Annotated in this window: 12 protein-coding genes; all 12 read right to left on the bottom strand. The window is 68.8% G+C overall.

Features of this window, described 5'->3' with window-relative positions:
* Nucleotides 1-205 precede the first annotated feature (205 nt).
* Nucleotides 206-1,750, bottom strand: a complete 1,545-nt coding sequence (gene murJ / locus FBQ73_RS12100) for a murein biosynthesis integral membrane protein MurJ (protein ID WP_138399760.1) — start codon at nucleotides 1,748-1,750, stop codon at nucleotides 206-208.
* 182 nt (nucleotides 1,751-1,932) lie between these two features.
* On the bottom strand, nucleotides 1,933-4,122 hold the full coding sequence (locus FBQ73_RS12095; protein WP_138399759.1) for a hypothetical protein: 2,190 nt from the start codon (nucleotides 4,120-4,122) through the stop codon (nucleotides 1,933-1,935).
* A gap of 292 nt (nucleotides 4,123-4,414) precedes the next feature.
* Nucleotides 4,415-6,337 (bottom strand): ATP-dependent zinc metalloprotease FtsH, encoded by a 1,923-nt coding sequence (gene ftsH, locus FBQ73_RS12090; RefSeq protein WP_138399758.1) that lies wholly within the window; start codon nucleotides 6,335-6,337, stop codon nucleotides 4,415-4,417.
* A 114-nt stretch (nucleotides 6,338-6,451) separates the two neighbouring features.
* Nucleotides 6,452-7,591, bottom strand: a complete 1,140-nt coding sequence (gene tilS / locus FBQ73_RS12085; protein WP_246089677.1) for a tRNA lysidine(34) synthetase TilS — start codon at nucleotides 7,589-7,591, stop codon at nucleotides 6,452-6,454.
* Between the two features lie 6 nt (nucleotides 7,592-7,597).
* Nucleotides 7,598-8,524, bottom strand: coding sequence for a tol-pal system protein YbgF (ybgF, locus tag FBQ73_RS12080; RefSeq protein ID WP_138399756.1), 927 nt, complete (start codon nucleotides 8,522-8,524; stop codon nucleotides 7,598-7,600).
* A gap of 284 nt (nucleotides 8,525-8,808) precedes the next feature.
* Nucleotides 8,809-9,303, bottom strand: coding sequence for a peptidoglycan-associated lipoprotein Pal (gene pal / locus FBQ73_RS12075; RefSeq protein ID WP_012115056.1), 495 nt, complete (start codon nucleotides 9,301-9,303; stop codon nucleotides 8,809-8,811).
* A 383-nt stretch (nucleotides 9,304-9,686) separates the two neighbouring features.
* Nucleotides 9,687-10,841, bottom strand: coding sequence for a tetratricopeptide repeat protein (locus tag FBQ73_RS12070; RefSeq protein WP_138399755.1), 1,155 nt, complete (start codon nucleotides 10,839-10,841; stop codon nucleotides 9,687-9,689).
* Complete coding sequence (locus FBQ73_RS12065; RefSeq protein WP_170218868.1) at nucleotides 10,838-11,425, bottom strand: thiamine phosphate synthase; 588 nt, start codon at nucleotides 11,423-11,425, stop codon at nucleotides 10,838-10,840. The genes FBQ73_RS12070 and FBQ73_RS12065 overlap by 4 nt, the downstream gene beginning before the upstream one ends.
* Before the next feature lie 257 nt (nucleotides 11,426-11,682).
* A complete protein-coding gene (locus FBQ73_RS12060) occupies nucleotides 11,683-12,708 on the bottom strand; it encodes a class I fructose-bisphosphate aldolase (RefSeq protein WP_138399753.1) in 1,026 nt (341 codons plus the stop codon).
* A 207-nt stretch (nucleotides 12,709-12,915) separates the two neighbouring features.
* Nucleotides 12,916-14,106, bottom strand: a complete 1,191-nt coding sequence (locus tag FBQ73_RS12055; protein WP_138399752.1) for a phosphoglycerate kinase — start codon at nucleotides 14,104-14,106, stop codon at nucleotides 12,916-12,918.
* 20 nt (nucleotides 14,107-14,126) lie between these two features.
* Nucleotides 14,127-15,137: a type I glyceraldehyde-3-phosphate dehydrogenase gene (gene gap / locus FBQ73_RS12050; RefSeq protein ID WP_138399751.1), complete on the bottom strand. Its 1,011-nt coding sequence runs from the start codon at nucleotides 15,135-15,137 to the stop codon at nucleotides 14,127-14,129.
* Nucleotides 15,138-15,245: 108 nt separating this feature from the next.
* On the bottom strand, nucleotides 15,246-17,237 hold the full coding sequence (gene tkt / locus FBQ73_RS12045; RefSeq protein WP_138399750.1) for a transketolase: 1,992 nt from the start codon (nucleotides 17,235-17,237) through the stop codon (nucleotides 15,246-15,248).
* Between the last annotated feature and the right edge of the window lie 78 nt (nucleotides 17,238-17,315).

Here is a 17,315-nt window from a genome sequence, read left to right as displayed (position 1 = left end):
GCGACCTCCAAAAGAGCGGCGCACCGCTCGTAAAAGCCTTGCGGGGGCGGGACGCGGCGGGGGCTTTCGCCCGGCGCAGCCTTGGCCTTCCCGACCCGCTTGGATGAACCCCGGCGGCCGAAAGCGCGGCCATGTGCGGGGAGACGATGGGCCGCGTCATGCCACCTGGTGCCCCGCCGCGCAAGGGGCGTCGGGACGGGGCGCCTCAGGGCTGCGGCGCCAGCTTCGGCACCAGTGCCTTGAGCAGCAGGGCGGCGGCGCCATAGACCATGCCGCCGCTGCCGATCAGCCCGCCCAGCCGAACGGCCGCCGCCATCTGCCCCTCCGGCTCCGGCCACAGCGTCGCGAGCAGTGCGACGCTGCCGCCCATAAGCAGGCTGGCCGCCGCGAGACCCAGTCCGGAGAGCAGCACCGCACGGGAGACCGCGATCGCCCCAGCGCGCACCAGCAGCCCGCCCAGGACCGCGATGGAGGCGAAGGCCGACAGCGCCGCCGCCGCCGCCGCCACGCGCGGACCTGCGACCTGCCCCAGTCCGAAGGCCGCGAGCAGGCAGACGGCGAGGGAGCCGAGGGCGACCCGCTCCGCCGTCTTCACGTGGCCGCAGGTGGAGGCGGTGGCGGACAGGATGCGCTCTAGCCCCTGCGCCGGCAGCGACAGCGCGAGAACCGCCAGAAGCGCACCGGTGAGACGGGCATCCTGCGCATCGAAGCTGCCGCGCTGGAACAGGGTGACGACGATGGGCTCCGCCAGCACGGCAAGCCCGGTGGCCGCCGGCAAAGCGAAGGCGAGGGCGGCCAGCATGGCGCGGCCCGAGGCCTCCGGAGCGTCGCTCGCCCCTCCAGAGAGCGCGCTCTTGCGTAGCAGTGCCGGCACCAGAACCGCGCCGGCGCTCGCGCCCACAAGGCCCAGGGGCAGGTCCATGAGGCGCTGGGCATAGTTCAGCGCCGCCACCGCGCCGGGGCTCGCCGAGACGGCCGCGGCGATGATGATGAGCCGGAACTGGCTGAGGCCCGCGAACAGCAACGCCGGCGCCGCGGCGCGGATAACCCCCAGCGCCTTCCGCCACGGCCAGCCTCCCTGCGCGTGCGCGCGCCCGGGCGCCGCCGCGCAACCGCGCGCGGCCACCATCATGAGACCGAGCTGGGAGACCCCCGCTGCCACGGTGGCGGCGGCGATGGCCACGGCGGCGGTGTCGCTCTCCATCAGCCCGCGCAGCAGCAGCACCGCGATGACGGCGAGCACGGTGAGGTTCGCTACCACCGGGGCCAGCGCCGGCAACAGCACCCGATAGGCGCCGTTGGCAACGCCCCCATAGATGGCGGCCAGCCCCGCGAACGGCAGATAGAGCACTGCCACCCGCCCGCACAGCACCGCCACATCCGCCCGCGCGCCGCCCGGCTCGAAGCCCGGCGCCAGAAGGCGAATGACCTGCGGCATGAACAGCGCGGCAAGGAGCGCAAACGCGAGCAGGGTGCCGAACAAAAGCGCCAGAGTCGCCCCCGCGAGCCGGCGCGGGGCGCCCTCCTCCTCGCCCTCGGCATGGGCGAGGGCCGGGATGAAGGCGAGGTTGAACGCGCCTTCGGACAGCAACCGCCGCGCCAGCAGCGGCAGCGCAAGGGCCGCCACCAGCGCATCGGCGGTCGGCCCGGCGCCGAGCACTGCGGCGGTCGCCGCATCCCGCACGAAGCCGAGGACGCGGGAGGACAGCGTCGCTGCCGAGACGATGGAGGTGCGGGCGAGGAGGGACATGGTGGGTGGGGCTCCACCGCGTCTTATGTCAACGCCTCGCCGACATGTCGATGGCGCCGGCGCTGGCCGTCACGCGCGGTGGGAGGGCTGACAGCGGGAGACACGCCCTTGTTGCCGAGGGCCTTTGGCCCTAGGCAACAAGGGCAGGGACGAGGCAACAGGGGGACACTCTCCCCCCTCTCTTATTCGACGGTCCAGAGGCTGGCGAACTGCAAGGCCGTCTTCCACCGGGACAGGCTGGCCGCTTCATCGCACCCAAAGACCCGGGGCTCGCGCACCATCTGAAACTCGCTGTCGGCCAATCGGGAAAAAACGAAGCAGAAGCTCCGGTATTCGCCAAGCACTTGATTGCGCAGACGGATATCCAGCTTGACCAGACCCGCCTCAAGCGAGCGCCCTTTCCAGTTGGCCGTGCCGTACTCGAATATCTCGGTGTTGATGGAGAAGACCTCCCAGCGATCCTTTCTGCGTTCGGCCAGCCAATCGAAGAACGGCACGAACTGTAGGCCGGGGGAGTCCAGCTTCCCATCGATCCCCAGCTTGACGTCGTTGGCGATCAGGGTGGTTGCAGCCTGGGCCTGGCGGCCATGCTTGGCGCGCAGAGCCGCCTGCATGCCCGCCTTCGTCTTCGCTTCGTCGGCCTCCCGCAACGCGGCGACTGACGCATTTTCCGCCAGCGCGCGGCGCAGCTCGTAGGCCTGCCGGTCGGCGGCCGCCTGCTCGGCGGTCAGACGCTGGCTGGCATCGGCCAGAACGCCCGGATCGACCCACAAGGCGGAGACCTGGAACGGCGTGCCGTCCCGCTTCAGCGCGGCGGCAAGGCCCTTGAGGCCGGCCGCGTCGGCATAGATGGCGGCGCACTGGGCACGCTTGACGCCGGCAAACGCCGTGTCGAGCGAGACGAAATTCAGCTTCGGAGGAGCGCTGATTTCGGCGGCGACCTGAGGCTGCCAATCCCGAAGCACCTTCTGGTGCGCCTCCCGCTGCTCCTCCACGACGACGCAGACGGTGCCCGAAATATTGTTCACGACCAGCAGTCCGAAGCCCTCGCGGGATTGCTGCTCTATTGCCTCCAGGCGACGGCCGGCATCGCCGCTTTGCGCGGCCATGTCGGTACCCGACAAAGTCATCAACGGCGCGTAGGCGCCGATCTCGACCTGCTTGAGCAAGGCAAACACATAGACCTGATCTTCACGGAACAGGGCCGCGCGGCGGATCATGATCACGTCATAAGTTTGCAGGCGATCGGCGACGCACGGCGTCGGTTCGATCAGGATGGCCTCGAGCGCCATGGGCGAGAGGGCGCGCCGGGCGAGGGTCACATCCGGCACATCCACGCTCTTCTGAAACAGGCAGACGGAGGCCGTCTTTTTCTCAAAGACGATATCACCCTTGAGGTTTTTCAGAACGTGAGGCGCGGTGCTTGAAGCGTTATAGGCAAAGATGACGTCGTCCACGCTGCCTTCCAGCAGGAAACGGTTCTTCTCCGTAAGGGCGTTCGCGAGCGCCGCGCCATCCTTCCCGTTGGTCGTGATGCCCGTCGCCGTGCCGCCGGACCCAACGGGCAGCGAGCCCTGAGCCGCGGCGACCGAAGGCGCCGCGAGAAAGGCGTTCCGCAGTCCCGCCTGCCGGATGGCCAGATCGACCTGTGCGCTCAAAGGCTTCAGCTGATCAAGATTGGGCCGGGTCGCCTGTTCGTCGAGCCCCTTCACGAGATCAAGGAAGCGTTCCGTCGTGGACGCGGTCGGGTTCTGGGCGATCTCGGCCAAAAGGAAGCGCTTCTGCCGATCGGCAAGCTCGATGGCATCCACCAGATTGCGCGCGTTCTCCACCCGGCGTACTTCCGCCCGCTGCGCGGCGAAATCCGAAAAGGCACTGTCCTTCTGAACCAGCTGGCTCAGGCTCAGCGTCTGCTTCTCTATGGCGGCCGGGTCGCCATCCCTCACCACACGCCCCAGACCGCTCAAGGCCTCGACATATTTGAGCATGTTGGGGTGCGAGGGATTTGCCTTGAGGAAGTCGGACACCTCGGTGATGAGCTGCTCGGCTGGCGGTGAGACCCGGGCGAGCGCGGCTTCCCGCTGCCGCGCTGCGGCTTCCGCAGCCTGCCGCTTGTCCTCCGCCTTCTTTTCAGCCGCCTGACGCCCCTGCTCGGCCTTGCGTTCCCGTTCGGCGGCGGCGGCGCGGTTCTGCTGGGCGCGCGCTGCGGCGCGATCCTCCTGATCGCGATACTGCTGGTGACGCTGCATCTGGATGGCGTGATCGAGCACCTGATTCATGATGCCGAGCTGCGCCCGCGCGGTTGAAACCGACGCCAGAACAAACATCGCCACGACCACGCACCCGCCCGCCAAGGCCCTGCGACCCGTCATCCCCGCCTCCGCCCAAACCCCGCTCGAGTATTAGGGTTCAAGCTTAAGCTATACAACAGATGCACGGTATGGGGCGGCACTACAACCTATGTCGCAGCGGACCGGCAGCCCCAACGACGGGAGCCTCATCACACTCATCACATGGCTCCTCATCACAAGGCCTCCCGGAACCAGGTCCCCGCCTTCACAAACAAAAATGCCCGCCGAAGCGGGCATTCCTGAATGAAGCGGCATCCTAGCCAACAGAGGCCAAGCGAGCCTTGAGAAGTTCACGCCTTGACGGAACCAGCCTTCAGGCCTGGGGCTGAGGCTCGATGGAGCCGCCCGCACCGCCCTGGCGCGGACGCTTGGTGGTGGGAATGGCCGAGCCACGCGGGTTCGAAGGTTCGATCACGCTTTCCCGGTTCGGCGTCTTGCCGTCCAGAAGGTCGATGATCTCGTCGCCCGAGAGCGTCTCGTATTCCAGCAGACCGCGCGCCAGGGTCTCAAGGTCCTGCTGGTGCTCGGTGAGGATGCGCTTGGCCTCCGCATGGCCCTCGTCCACAAGGCGGCGCACCTCGCGGTCGATGGTCTGGGCGGTGGCCTCGGACACGTTCTGCTGGCGCGACACCGACATGCCGAGGAAGACCTCGTCCTGGTTGTCGCCATAGGCCACTGCACCCAGATCCGCCGAGAAGCCCCAGCGCGTCACCATCATCTTCGCGAGGCGGGTGGCCTGCTCGATGTCGGAGGCTGCGCCGGACGTGACCTTGTCATGGCCGAAGATCAGCTCTTCCGCCACGCGCCCACCCATCATGATGGCAAGGCGAGAGGTCATCTGCTCGTAGGACATGGACAGCTTGTCCCGCTCGGGCAACTGCATGACCATGCCCAGCGCGCGGCCGCGGGGAATGATGGTGGCCTTGTGCACCGGATCGGTGGCCGGCACGTTCAGGGCCACGATGGCATGGCCGCCCTCGTGATAGGCGGTCAGCATCTTCTCTTCCTCGGTCATGACGAGCGAGCGGCGTTCCGCGCCCATCATCACCTTGTCCTTGGAGTCCTCGAACTCGGCCATGGTGACCATGCGCTTGTTGCGCCGGGCCGCCATCAGCGCCGCCTCGTTGCAGAGGTTGGCGAGGTCCGCGCCAGAAAAGCCGGGGGTGCCACGGGCGATGGTCTTGAGGTTCACGTCCGGGGCGACCGGGATCTTGCGGGCGTGCACCTTCAGGATCTGCTCGCGGCCCACCACGTCCGGGTTGGGCACGATGACCTGGCGGTCGAAACGGCCGGGACGCAGCAGCGCAGGGTCGAGCACGTCGGGACGGTTAGTGGCGGCGATGAGGATGATGCCCTCGTTCGCCTCGAAGCCGTCCATCTCCACCAGCAGTTGGTTGAGGGTCTGCTCGCGCTCGTCATTACCACCACCGAGGCCGGCGCCGCGGTGGCGACCCACCGCGTCGATCTCGTCGATGAAGATGATGCAGGGGGCGTTCTTCTTTGCCTGCTCGAACATGTCGCGCACGCGGCTGGCGCCGACACCCACGAACATCTCCACGAAGTCGGAGCCCGAGATGGTAAAGAACGGCACGTTGGCTTCACCGGCGATGGCGCGGGCGAGCAGCGTCTTGCCGGTGCCGGGAGGGCCAACCAGCAGCACGCCACGCGGGATGCGGCCACCGAGGCGCTGGAACTTCTGCGGATCGCGCAGGAAGTCCACGATCTCGGTAAGGTCGCTCTTGGCCTCGTCGATGCCGGCCACGTCGTCGAAGGTGACGCGGCCGTGCGCCTCGGTGAGCAGCTTGGCGCGGCTCTTGCCGAAGCCCATGGCCTTGCCGCCCGCACCCTGCATCTGGCGCGACAGGAAGATCCACACGCCGATCAGGGCCAGGAACGGCAGCCAGGACACGAGCAGGCTCACGAACCACGGCACGTTGTCCGACGGCGGACGCGCGGTGATCTGCACGCCCTTGCCGTAGAGGCGCTGGATCAGCGAGGGGTCGTTGGGCGCATAGGTCTGGAAGCTGCCGGACCGGTCGGAGAAGGTGCCGGTGATGTTGGGCCCCTCAATCACGACCTCGCGCACCTTGCCGGCGTCGACGTCGCTGAGGAGCTGCGAAAAGGAGATCTCGTTCGCGTTGGTGCGCTGCCCCGGGCTGTTGAACAGCGAGAACAGGGCGAGAAGCAGCAGGACGATGATCACCCGAAGGGCGAAATTGCGTAGATTGGCGTTCATAGAACCCTCGTGGGGACAGACAGGGCCAGCCGTTTCGACGCCTTACCGTACGGAAGGAATGCCTCCGAACTGGACCGCCGTCAGTGGGGCCTCCCGCACCGTCCACTGCCTAATCTAGGAGCGAGGCCCCTTTTTGCCAAGGACGACAGGCCCAACGACTGGTGAATTCGGTGCGATGGGGCCGCTTTCTCGTCGAGGCGGCGCGGCCGAGACGTGCAGCGCCTCTCTTCCCAGGCTCACCAGGGCTCCCGCGAGGGTGCGGCGAAATGGTGCAGACGGCGCCGGCGCGGCAGCTTTCAGCGCCTCGAACAGGGCTTCCAGTTTGGCCAGCTCCACCGGGCCTTCCGTCCCCACCTGATGGATGGCGCGGCCCAGCAGGCGCAAAGCGATCTCATCCGGCAGGGCGGCGAAGGCGCGGGCGTCGAGGCAGACGGTATCAGGGCGCCCTTCCGCTCCGAGGCGGCGGATGGCGGCCTCGGCCGCGTCGGTGGCTGCCTCAAGCGCCTGGTCCGCACGCGCGATTCGCCGCGCCAGCACGGCGAGGCGGCGGGCATCGAGCCCCTCCCCCGCCAGAGCCTGCGCCATGGCGCGCAGGCGCGGCCGGGCAAAGCGCAGATCGTTGTTGCTGGGATCACGCACGAACGCAACGCCGGCTGCCTCCAGCGTCGCCACCAGGCGGGCCTTAGGCGTGTCGAGAAAGGGGCGCAGCAGCGCAAGGCCATGGCGCGCCGCATCGCCGCGCATGCCCGAAAGGCCGGAGAAGCCCGAGCCGCGCGCCAGACGGAACAGCACCGTCTCCGCCTGGTCATCGCGGGTGTGGGCGAGGGCGAGGGCGGTGGCTCCGGCCTTGCGCGCGGCATCCGCCAACAGGCCGTAGCGCGCCTCCCGCGCCGCCTCCTGGATGCCGTGGGCGGGCTTCGAGCCACGCCAGACCAGGATGTGGTGGGGCACGCCAATCTTGGAGGCGAAGGCGCCGACGGCCTCGGCCTCCCGTGCGGCTTCCGCCCGCAGGCCGTGGTCCACCGTGGCAGCGATGAGCTGCGGTCCGTCTACACGCCCGGCGCGCCAACGCGCGGCCAAATGAAGCAAAGCGATGGAATCAGGCCCGCCGGAGACGGCGATCAGGATGCGATGATGACGTGGGAAGGCGGCGAACAGGGTGTCGAGCGCACCGTCCTCGAGGGGGCCGCCGGGGCCGGCCGCCTGGGGATCAAACGCCCCGTCGGGCATCGCCGCTCCGCCGCCGCTGCTCATTCGGCCTCAGCAGCCGACGCGCTTTTGTTCCCGCTCCACCGCCTGCCGGATGGAGGACGTGGCGCGCGGATACTTGCGGTCCACCTCCTGCAGGGTGGCGCAGGCGGTTTCCTTCTCGCCGAGGCCGGCGAGGGACTGGCCGAGCCGCAGCAACGCCTCCGGAGCGCGGGGGGAATTGGGATATTTGGTCGAGACCTCCAGGAAGGAGGCCGCCGCGTCCCCGTAATTCTGGCGCAGGAACAGGCTCTCCCCGAGCATGAAGGTGGCGTCGGGAATGATGCGATCGCCGGACGCGGACTGGATGATCTGGCGGAAGGTCTGCTCGGCGCCGGAATAATCCTGGCGCTGGAGCTGGGCCTGGCCGGCGTCGTACAGCTCGCGCACGGAGGCGCCGGGCCCCGGCAGCGCCGCGACCTGCGTCCCGCCGGCCGGACGCCCGCCGGGAATGGCTTCGGCCGGGCGCGGCAGGGCCGTGGCGGCGCTGGCCGGCGAGCCCAAGGGCTGTGGCGCGCCGGGGGCGGCAGGATCTGCGTTGGGATCGAAGGCGTCGGACCGTTTGCCGGGGCCGCCGGGCACGCTTGCCGGACGGCCGGAGGGCGGCGTTGCCGCCGGTGCGAGGGCGGGCGCGGAAGCGGCGGCCGGACCGCGAGCGCCGCCGGCGCCTTCCTCCAGCCGGCGCACCTGGGCTTCAAGCTGCTGGTTGCGATATTGCAGCTGCTCCACCTGCCCGGTGAGCTGGCGCAGGGACGATTCGAGCCGCTCCATGCGGCCCACCAGCTCGGTTTCGTCGCCGCCCGGAAGTGGCTGTGGCGTCGCGGCGGGGGGCTTGAAGATATTGCCGAATAATCCACCGTCCTGCTGGGCGGCGGCGGGCAGCGCGACGGCGCTCAGGGCGAGGGCGAGAACACCGACCAGCGGCAGGCGCATCATCATGGGTCCAAGGGCTTGTGGCGGGAAAAATCGGCCGGGATCAGCCTCCCGGGCGGGCAAGAATAGGGGATGGATCACGTCCAAAGTGTGACTCGGCAAAGGCTTGGCAAGGGCTTTGGCACAGGCTTGGCAAAGGTTTGCGGCGACGCCATCGGGATGTCCCGCACCGTGTCTTGCCGCCGCCCGCCACCGGACGCAAGACACTGCCGCTTCCCCTGCCGGCGCAAAGCGAAAGGGCCGGCGGCCGCAGGCGGCGCCGGCCCTTTTCGATGATACCGCTGCCGCGCTCAGGCGCCGCCGGCGTTCAGCACGGTGACGGCGCGACGGTTCTGCGACCAGCAGGAAATGTCGTTGCAGACCGCCACCGGGCGTTCCTTGCCGTAGGAGATGGTCCGCATGCGGGCCGGGTCGATGCCGCGGGCGGCGAGATAGTCACGCACGCTCTGGGCCCGCTTGGCGCCAAGGGCGATGTTGTATTCCCGGGTGCCGCGCTCGTCCGCATGGCCTTCGATGGTGAAGGTGTAGCGGTTCCACTGCTGCAGCCACTGGGCCTGACGATCCAAAGTGGCCCTCGCCTGGGGCGTGAGGTCGGTCTGGTCGCTTTCGAAGAACACGCGATCGCCCACCGCCACCACGAATTCCTGTGGCGAACCGGGCGGGCCACCCGCACCACCGGCACCGGCGGCGTTCTGGTTGGGATTATTGGCACACGCGGCAAGGGCCAGCGCGAAGCCGAAAAGCGCCGCGAACCGGAACCCGCGAGCTAGCCTGAGGAAACGCATTCCGGTATCTCCCTTCTCAACGCTGGACCGGAGGCTTTCGTCTATCAGCCGGCCGGTTAAGCGAACGTTCCGTGCACGGCCTGAAGCCGCATGTCCTGCCGGAAACCGTGCGACGCGCCGCACTTCCCGCGCGCCATGGTTTCCAAGCCGTTATCCTTGACGCCTCCTCCCGGCGCGCGGCGGCACGCCCGCTCTAGGCGGACGATGCGCATGCGACGGTTCCGAAGAGGGCCGCAGGGCAAGCACCGCTGGCCCGTCGACGGCGTCTTCACTGATGCTGTCTCGTGGCGTCATCATGGCGAGCGCGTGCAGGGCTCAGGGCAGACCGATTGCGTCGGCGGGCGTTGCACAAGTGCCACACGCGCCGCGTCGCTCGCGCCGCCTCAGGCGCGGCCGGCTTCCCAGCGGGCTGCCTGGGCCTCGGCCTTCTTGCGATCGGCGGCGGGCAGTTGGGCGATCACGTCGTCCAGCATGGGATCGCCGAGCCCCCGATGCTTGGCGAGCAGGTGCCAGGCGGCAGCCTGGGCCTTGTCCTGCGTCACGCCACGGCCCACCGCGAGCAGCCGCGCATACCGATTCTGGGCAATGGCGTTGCCGCCCAGGGCAGCCTTGCGGAACATGGCGGCTGCGGCCGCCTCATCCTTCGGCACGCCAATACCGTTGAACTGCATGATGGCAAATTCCACCTGCGCCGTGATGTGGCCGAGCCGAGCCGCCGAGGCCATCATCTTCGCCGATTGGGCGAGATCCTTCTCCACGCCGTTACCCTCCTTGAGGAGCACAGCGAGGGCATATTGGGCGTCCTCGATATCCTTGCCCGCCGCCACCTCGAACCAGCGCGCGGCCTCCGCCGGCTCCTTGGGGATCTGGCGGCCCTGCAGATAAAGCAGGCCGAGATTGTAGGCCGCAGGGCCATTACCCTTTTCCGCCGCCTCGCGGAACAGCTTGGCGGCCTCCAGCTCGTCCTTCTTGAGGCCCTGCCCGGCCAGCGTCAGATTGCCGAGGGACAAAAGCGCCCCCGGCGAGCCGGCGGCAGCAGCCTTGCGATACCATTCGATGGCCTTGTTGAAATCCAGCGGCACGCCATAGCCCGAGCCGTAGAGGTCGCCGAGCAGTGTCATGGCGGCCGGGTCGGTTCCAGCGCGGGCGCGCTTCAGCGCCTCGTTGAAGGCGGAGAGGTAATAGCCGCGCTGGTAGGCCCCATAGGCGAGGTCGCCGCTGCCGCCCGGCGTGTCGAGGCTGGGATAGGCGATCTGCAACCCGAGCAGCGGCGGCCCGCCGCCGGCATCGCGGGCCGGCGCCCCCGGCTTGTTTGCGGGCTTCTCGGCGGGCTTGGCCGCAGGCTTGGCCTGAGGCTTCGCCGGCTTTGCCGCAGGCTTGTCGGACGCGGGCTTGTCGGCAGGCTTGGGCTGCGCCACGGTCTGGGCAAGCACGGGGGCGCCCGCAAGCGCGAGGACCAGCGCGAGACCCACCGCGCAGGGGCGCGCGCTGCCACGCGCCAGCTGCACCAGGCCGCGCCAGACCAGTCCCATCCTCATGGCTGCGCATCCATGCTGGTCAGCCGATCCATGGCCGCCGTCACGGTCGCTGGGCCACCTTCCGCCACAAGCACCTCGGCCAGCGCGACGAAATCGGCGCCGGCGCCAGCCAGAGCCTCGGCCTCGTCGAGGGTGGCGGCGAGGCCCACGCACGGCACTTCGAACACCTCGGCCCACCAGTTCACCAGATCAAGGGTCTCCGCCGATGCCGCAGCCGGCGGCTCCAGCGCGCCGAAGAAGACGTAGTCCGCCCCGCCTTCCCCGGCCTCCATGGCATCGTGACGGGTGGTAATGCCGCCCGCCCCGACGATGGCCTGCGGCTTCAGCGCGCGCAGCGCGGCGTCGAGGCCGCGCAGATCGCTCACATGAACACCGTCGAGGCCGGCGGCGGCGGCGAGAGTGGCCGGCCCGTCCACCAGCACCGCCGCATCGTGGGTCTGGATAGCCTCGGCCACCGCCCGCAGATGGGCGATGTCAGGCGCGCCTTCGGGCATGCGCAGCACCACCGCCGCCACGTCGCCGGCGCGCACGGCCGCCGCCGCTGCATCCGGCCGCAGCGCGGGCGTGAGGGTGAAAACCAGCATGAGTCGGGCGCCGGGCGGCGGCAAGGGAGAAGACATGGATGATCGGTCGGCCAAGAAATCGGCAAATTGGGGGCACGGCTCGCGCGAGCGCGCGCCGATCAGGCTGCGGCGCAATCTGATTGCTACCTGCTCTATCGCAAGTTCGCGGGCGGATCACGCATGGCCTTTGCGGCGGCGACTGGCGAAGGGTGACCCGGCAGGCACAAAAAAGGGCCGGCGTGAGCCGGCCCTTTCTCATCTCATGAGGCAAGGTGCGCTCAGGCGGCCTTGCGCTCTTCCTCCGACGACCACTGGCCGAGCGCGGCGAGCGAGTTCATGTGGGCGCGATGGGTGAACGCGGCCTGGGCCTTCGCCACATTCTCGGCCTTGCCGGCCCACGCCTTCTGCGGCGCGGCCTGGAGGGCGCGGCCGTAGGAATAGGTGAGCTTCCAGGGCAGACCGCCCAGCTTCACCATGGCGTCGAGATGAGCGGTGGCGTCCTCATCCGACTGACCGCCGGACAGGAAGGCGATGCCCGGCACCACGGACGGCACGCAGCTCTTGAGCACGCGCACGGTCTTCTCGGCCACCTCGGCCACGGACGCCTGCTTCGCGGCCTTCTTGCCGGGCACGATCATGTTGGGCTTCAGCACCATGCCCTCGAGGCGGACGCGCTGGTAGTACAGCTCCTCGAAGGTGGTCTTCAGCACCCACTCGGTCACCTGATAGCAGGTGTCGATGTCGTGGCTGCCGTCCATAAGCACTTCCGGCTCCACGATCGGGACGATGCCGGCTTCCTGGCACAGGGCCGCATAGCGGGCCAGCGCATGGGCGTTGGCGCGGATGGAGCCGTAGGAGGGGATCCCCTTGGCGGTGTCGATGTCGATCACCGCGCGCCACTTCGCGAAGCGGGCGCCGAGATCGTAAAATTCCTTGAGGCGGCCAGCGAGGCCGTCGAGGCCCTCGGTGATGGTCTCACCCGGGAAGGCCGGCTGGGGCTTGGCACCCGCGTCCACCTTGATGCCGGGGATGGAGCCGGCCTGCTGGATGAGGCTGACGAGCGGCGTGCCGTCCTTGGCCTTCTGCCGGATGGTCTCCTCGTAGAGGATGACGCCGGAGATATACTTGGTCATGGCTTCCGAACGGAACATCAGCTCACGATAGTCGCGGCGGTTCTCTTCGGTGGATTCGACACCGATGGCGTCGAATCTCTTCTTGATGGTGCCGCTGCTCTCGTCTGCCGCCAGAATGCCCTTGCCGTCGGCCACCATTTTCTGCGCGATCGCGTCGAGCTCAGCCGTCATGTGCCTTCACCTGCCTTATTGCCGCCCCTCGGCGGGCGTGGAGACCAGGGCGCGCCGGCCCCGATCATGAAGGACCCACGCGCACCCCGACCGGCGGGGCGGGCATGGGCCAGCGAGACATCATAGCATTGCAGCGCAGCAAATGAACCCATTGCACCGCAACAAACAAACGCCCGGATGACTTTTTGCCATCCGGGCGTTCCTTTTTCAGCGCCGGAGGGCCTCGACGCCCGGCAAGGCTTTGCCTTCCAGCCATTCCAGGAAGGCGCCGCCGGCCGTGGAGACGTAGGAGAAGTCTCCCGCGACCCCCGCATGGTTGAGCGCGGCCACCGTGTCGCCGCCGCCGGCCACCGACAGCAGCGTGCCGGCGCGGGTGCGCTTGCCCACGTCGCGGGCAACCGCCACGGTCGCGGCGTCGAACGGCGTCATCTCGAAGGCGCCGAACGGCCCGTTCCAGACCACGGTCTTGGCGCCGTCGAGCTTCTGGGCCACCACCGCCACGGTTTCGGGACCGGCGTCGAGGATCATCTCGTCGTCGCCCACCTCGTCCACGCTGACGACGCGGTTCGCGGCATTGGCCTTGAACTCCTTGGCCACCACCGCGTCCACCGGCAGCACGATCTCGCAGCCGGCCGCCTTGGCCTTCTCCAGGATCTCGCGGGCGGTGTCGGCCAGGTCGTGCTCGCACAGCGACTTGCCCACCTTCTTGCCGAGGGCGGCAAGGAAGGTGTTGGCCATGCCGCCGGCGATCACCAGGATGTCCACCTTCCTCACGAGGTTCCCGAGAAGCTCGAGCTTGGAGGACACCTTGGAGCCGCCGACCACGGCGAGCACCGGACGCACCGGGGCCTCAAGGGCCTTGGTGAGCGCGGCAAGCTCGCTTTCCATGGAGCGGCCGGCATAGGCCGGCAGCTTGCGGGCCAGCCCCTCGGTGGAGGCATGGGCACGATGGGCGGCGGAGAAGGCGTCGTTCACATAGATGTCGCCGAGGCTGGCGAGAGCATCCACGAAATCGGCCGCGTTCTTCTCCTCACCCGCGTGGAAGCGGGTGTTCTCCAGCACCAGCACCTCGCCGGCGGCGAGCCGGGAGATGGCGCTGGAGGCTTCCTCGCCCACGCAGTCGGAGGCGAACGCCACCTTGCGGCCGAGCTGGCCTTCCAGCGCCTTCGCCACGGGGGCGAGGGACTGGCTCTCGTCGCGGCCCTTGGGCCGCCCGAAATGCGCCAGCAGCACCACCTTGCCGCCCTTGTCCGTGATGGTGCGGATGGTGGGCAGGATGGCCTTGAGGCGGGTCTCGTCGGTGACCCGGCCGGCTTCCATGGGCACGTTGAGATCAACGCGCACGAGGACCCGCTTGTCGGCGAGGTCCGCGTCGTCGAGGGTTCGGAAGGCGGTCATCTTGGCGCCCCCTTCCCCGCTCAACCGAGCTTGCCCATGGCGACTGCGGTGTCGGCCATGCGGTTGGAGAAGCCCCACTCGTTGTCATACCAGGACAGCACCCGCACCAGCGTGCCTTCCAGGACCTTGGTCTGATCCAGGTGGAGGGTCGAGGAGTGCGGGTCGTGGTTGAAGTCGATGGAGACGTTGGGCTGGTCGGTGGTGCCGAGGATGCCCTTCAGCGGACCGGACGCGGCCGCGGCGAGGACGGCGGCGTTGATCTCTTCCTTGGTGGTGGCACGCTTGGCGATGAACTTGAAGTCCACCACCGAGACGTTGGGGGTCGGCACGCGGATGGAGGTGCCGTCCAGCTTGCCGTTCAGCTCGGGCAGGACGAGGCCCACCGCCTTGGCGGCGCCCGTGGACGTGGGGATCATGGACATGGCCGCCGCGCGGGCGCGGTAGAGGTCCTTGTGCATGGTGTCCAGCGTCGGCTGGTCGCCGGTGTAGGAGTGGATCGTGGTCATGAAGCCCTTCTCGATGCCGACGGCATCATTCAGGACCTTCGCGACGGGGGCGAGACAGTTGGTGGTGCAGGAGGCGTTGGAGACCACGAGGTGCTCGGAGGTGAGCTTGTCGTGGTTCACGCCGTAGACCACGGTCAGGTCGGCGCCCTCGGCCGGGGCGGAGACCAGCACGCGCCGGGCGCCGGCCGCGAGGTGAGCGGCCGCCTTGTCGCGGGCGGTGAAGATGCCGGTGCACTCGAGCGCGATGTCCACGCCCAGATCCTTGTGGGGCAGCTGGGCGGGATCGCGCACTGCGGTCACCTTGATGGGGCCGCGGCCCACGTCGATGGTATCGCCGGCAACCTTGACCTCGCCGGAGAAGCGGCCGTGCACGCTGTCGAAGCGGAAGAGGTGGGCGTTCGTCTCCACCGGGCCGAGGTCGTTGATCGCCACCACCTCGATGTCGGTCCGACCCGATTCGATGATGGCGCGCAGAACGTTACGCCCGATGCGACCGAAACCGTTGATGGCCACCTTGACGCTCATAATGGGTCCTCCTTGAGCCGGCTTGAAGCCCGGCCTCTGCGAAACTGCGTTGCGCACCTGCGGAAGAGCCCGCGGTGCGGCCTGGTCGCGCCCGCCGTGCGCCGATGATCACACCTGCCGGAGCTGGTCGAGGGCCTTGGCCGCGACCTTGTCCGGGGTCAGTCCGAAATGGGCGAATAGGTCCTTTCCAGGCGCCGAGGCGCCGAACGAGGTCATTCCCACAAAGGCGGCATCCGAACCGACGATGGCGTCCCACCCCATGCGGATGGCGGCTTCCACCGCCACCTTGGCCGGAGCGTCCCCGATCACCTTGGCCCGCTCTGCGGCAGGCCTTTCGAGGAAGAGTTCGAACGAAGGGATGGAGACGACGCGGGTGGGCACACCCTGCGCCTCCAGAAGCTTGGCGGCTTCCACCGCAAGCGAAACCTCGGAGCCCGTAGCGAACAGGCTGGCCTGCGCCTTGGCCGAGGCCGCGACGATCTCATAGGCCCCGCCCGCCGAGCGGTTCTCAGGCGTGGCGTCGGTGCGCAGGATCGGCAGGTTCTGCCGCGACAGGATCAGGGCGGAGGGCCGCCCTTCCGCCTCAAGCGCGATCTGCCAGCACTCGGCCGTCTCCACCGTATCGGCGGGGCGCATCACCAGAAGGTTCGGGATGGCGCGCAGGGCGGCGAGGTGCTCCACCGGCTGGTGGGTCGGGCCGTCCTCGCCGAGGCCGATGGAATCGTGGGTCAGCACATGGATGACCCGCTCGCCCATGAGCGCGGCAAGGCGGATGGAGGGGCGGCAATAGTCCGAGAACACCAGGAAGCCGCCGGAGAAGGGAATGAGGCCCTTGTGCAGGGTGATCCCGTTCATGGCCGCGGCCATGCCGTGCTCGCGCACGCCCCAGTGCACGAAGGAGCCGGAGAAATCGTCCGGCGTGATGGCCTTCGCGCCCTTGGCCTTGGTATTGTTGGAGCCGGTAAGGTCGGCCGAGCCGCCCAGCATCTCCGGCACCACGGGGGTGATGAAATCCAGCACCAGCTCGGACGACTTGCGGGTGGCCACCGCGCCGCCGTCCGCCACCGCCTTCTGCTTGACGGCGACGATGGCACCTTCCAGCGCCTTGGGCAGCGTGCCGGCGATGCGGCGCTCGAACTCGGCCCGGTCGGCTTCGGGGGCGGCGGCAAGGCGCGCCTCCCAGGCCGCGCGGGCGGCGGATCCGGCGGCACCGGCGGCGCGCCAGCCGGCGAGCACGTCGGCGGGGATCTCGAAGGGCGCAGCCTCCCAGCCGAGGGCTGCGCGGGTGGCGGCGATCTCGTCGGCGCCCAGCGGCGAGCCGTGCACCTTCTCCGAGCCTGCCTTCTTAGGCGCGCCGAAGCCGATGACGGTGCGGCAGGCGATCAGGGTCGGGCGGTCGGAGGCCTTGGCGGCGGTGAGCGCGGCGAGGATGGCCTCGGGATCGTGGCCATCGATGCGCGTGGTCGCCCAGCCCGACGCGGCGAAGCGCGCCAGTTGGTCGGTGGAGCCGGAGATGGAGGTGGCGCCGTCGATGGAGATGCCGTTGTCATCCCACATGACGATGAGCTTGGAGAGCTTCAGGTGGCCGGCGAGGTCCGCCGCCTCCTGGCTGATGCCCTCCATGAGGTCGCCGTCGGAGCAGAGCACGAAGGTGTGGTGGTCCACTACATCCTTGCCGAAGCGGGCGGCGAGCGCGCGCTCCGCCATGGCCATGCCCACGGCTGTGGCAATGCCCTGGCCCAGCGGGCCGGTGGTGGTCTCAATGCCTTCGGTGACGAAGTTCTCGGGATGGCCGGGGGTGAGCGAACCCAGCTTGCGGAAGCGCTTGATCTCCTCGATCGTCACCTTCTCGTAGCCGGCCAGATGCAGCACCGAATAGAGCAGCATGGAGCCGTGGCCGGCGGACAGCACGAAGCGGTCGCGATCGGGCCAGAAGGGGCGCGTGGGATCGTACTTCAGGACCTTGGTGAACAGGACGGTGGCGATGTCCGCAGCACCCATGGGCAGGCCGGGATGACCGCTATTGGCAGCTTCCACCGCGTCCATGGCAAGGAAGCGGATGGCGTTGGCCATGCGGTCGTGACTCGTGCGGCTCAGCATGAATTCCGTTTCTCCCGCGCCGGGGTCCGGACGCGCCGCCCTGCCAGAGACAACCTCAAGCTGTGGCAGACCCATCAG

It is taken from the genome of Xanthobacter autotrophicus, from assembly GCF_005871085.1.
GTDB lineage: Bacteria > Pseudomonadota > Alphaproteobacteria > Rhizobiales > Xanthobacteraceae > Xanthobacter > Xanthobacter autotrophicus.
The sequence above is the reverse complement of the archived record's forward strand: the minus strand, read 5'-3'. Positions and strand labels throughout refer to the sequence as shown.

Bases quoted from the DNA above. Each gene is read 5' to 3' on its own strand.
- FBQ73_RS12070 (WP_138399755.1), bottom strand. From the start codon at position 10,841: ATGAGGATGGGACTGGTCTGGCGCGGCCTGGTGCAGCTGGCGCGTGGC.
- FBQ73_RS12065 (WP_170218868.1), bottom strand. From the start codon at position 11,425: ATGCTGGTTTTCACCCTCACGCCCGCGCTGCGGCCGGATGCAGCGGCG.
- gap (WP_138399751.1), bottom strand. From the start codon at position 15,137: ATGAGCGTCAAGGTGGCCATCAACGGTTTCGGTCGCATCGGGCGTAAC.
- FBQ73_RS12095 (WP_138399759.1), bottom strand. From the start codon at position 4,122: ATGACGGGTCGCAGGGCCTTGGCGGGCGGGTGCGTGGTCGTGGCGATG.
- ybgF (WP_138399756.1), bottom strand. From the start codon at position 8,524: ATGATGATGCGCCTGCCGCTGGTCGGTGTTCTCGCCCTCGCCCTGAGC.
- tkt (WP_138399750.1), bottom strand. From the start codon at position 17,237: ATGCTGAGCCGCACGAGTCACGACCGCATGGCCAACGCCATCCGCTTC.
- ftsH (WP_138399758.1), bottom strand. From the start codon at position 6,337: ATGAACGCCAATCTACGCAATTTCGCCCTTCGGGTGATCATCGTCCTG.
- tilS (WP_246089677.1), bottom strand. From the start codon at position 7,591: ATGAGCAGCGGCGGCGGAGCGGCGATGCCCGACGGGGCGTTTGATCCC.
- FBQ73_RS12055 (WP_138399752.1), bottom strand. From the start codon at position 14,106: ATGACCGCCTTCCGAACCCTCGACGACGCGGACCTCGCCGACAAGCGG.
- pal (WP_012115056.1), bottom strand. From the start codon at position 9,303: ATGCGTTTCCTCAGGCTAGCTCGCGGGTTCCGGTTCGCGGCGCTTTTC.
- murJ (WP_138399760.1), bottom strand. From the start codon at position 1,750: ATGTCCCTCCTCGCCCGCACCTCCATCGTCTCGGCAGCGACGCTGTCC.
- FBQ73_RS12060 (WP_138399753.1), bottom strand. From the start codon at position 12,708: ATGACGGCTGAGCTCGACGCGATCGCGCAGAAAATGGTGGCCGACGGC.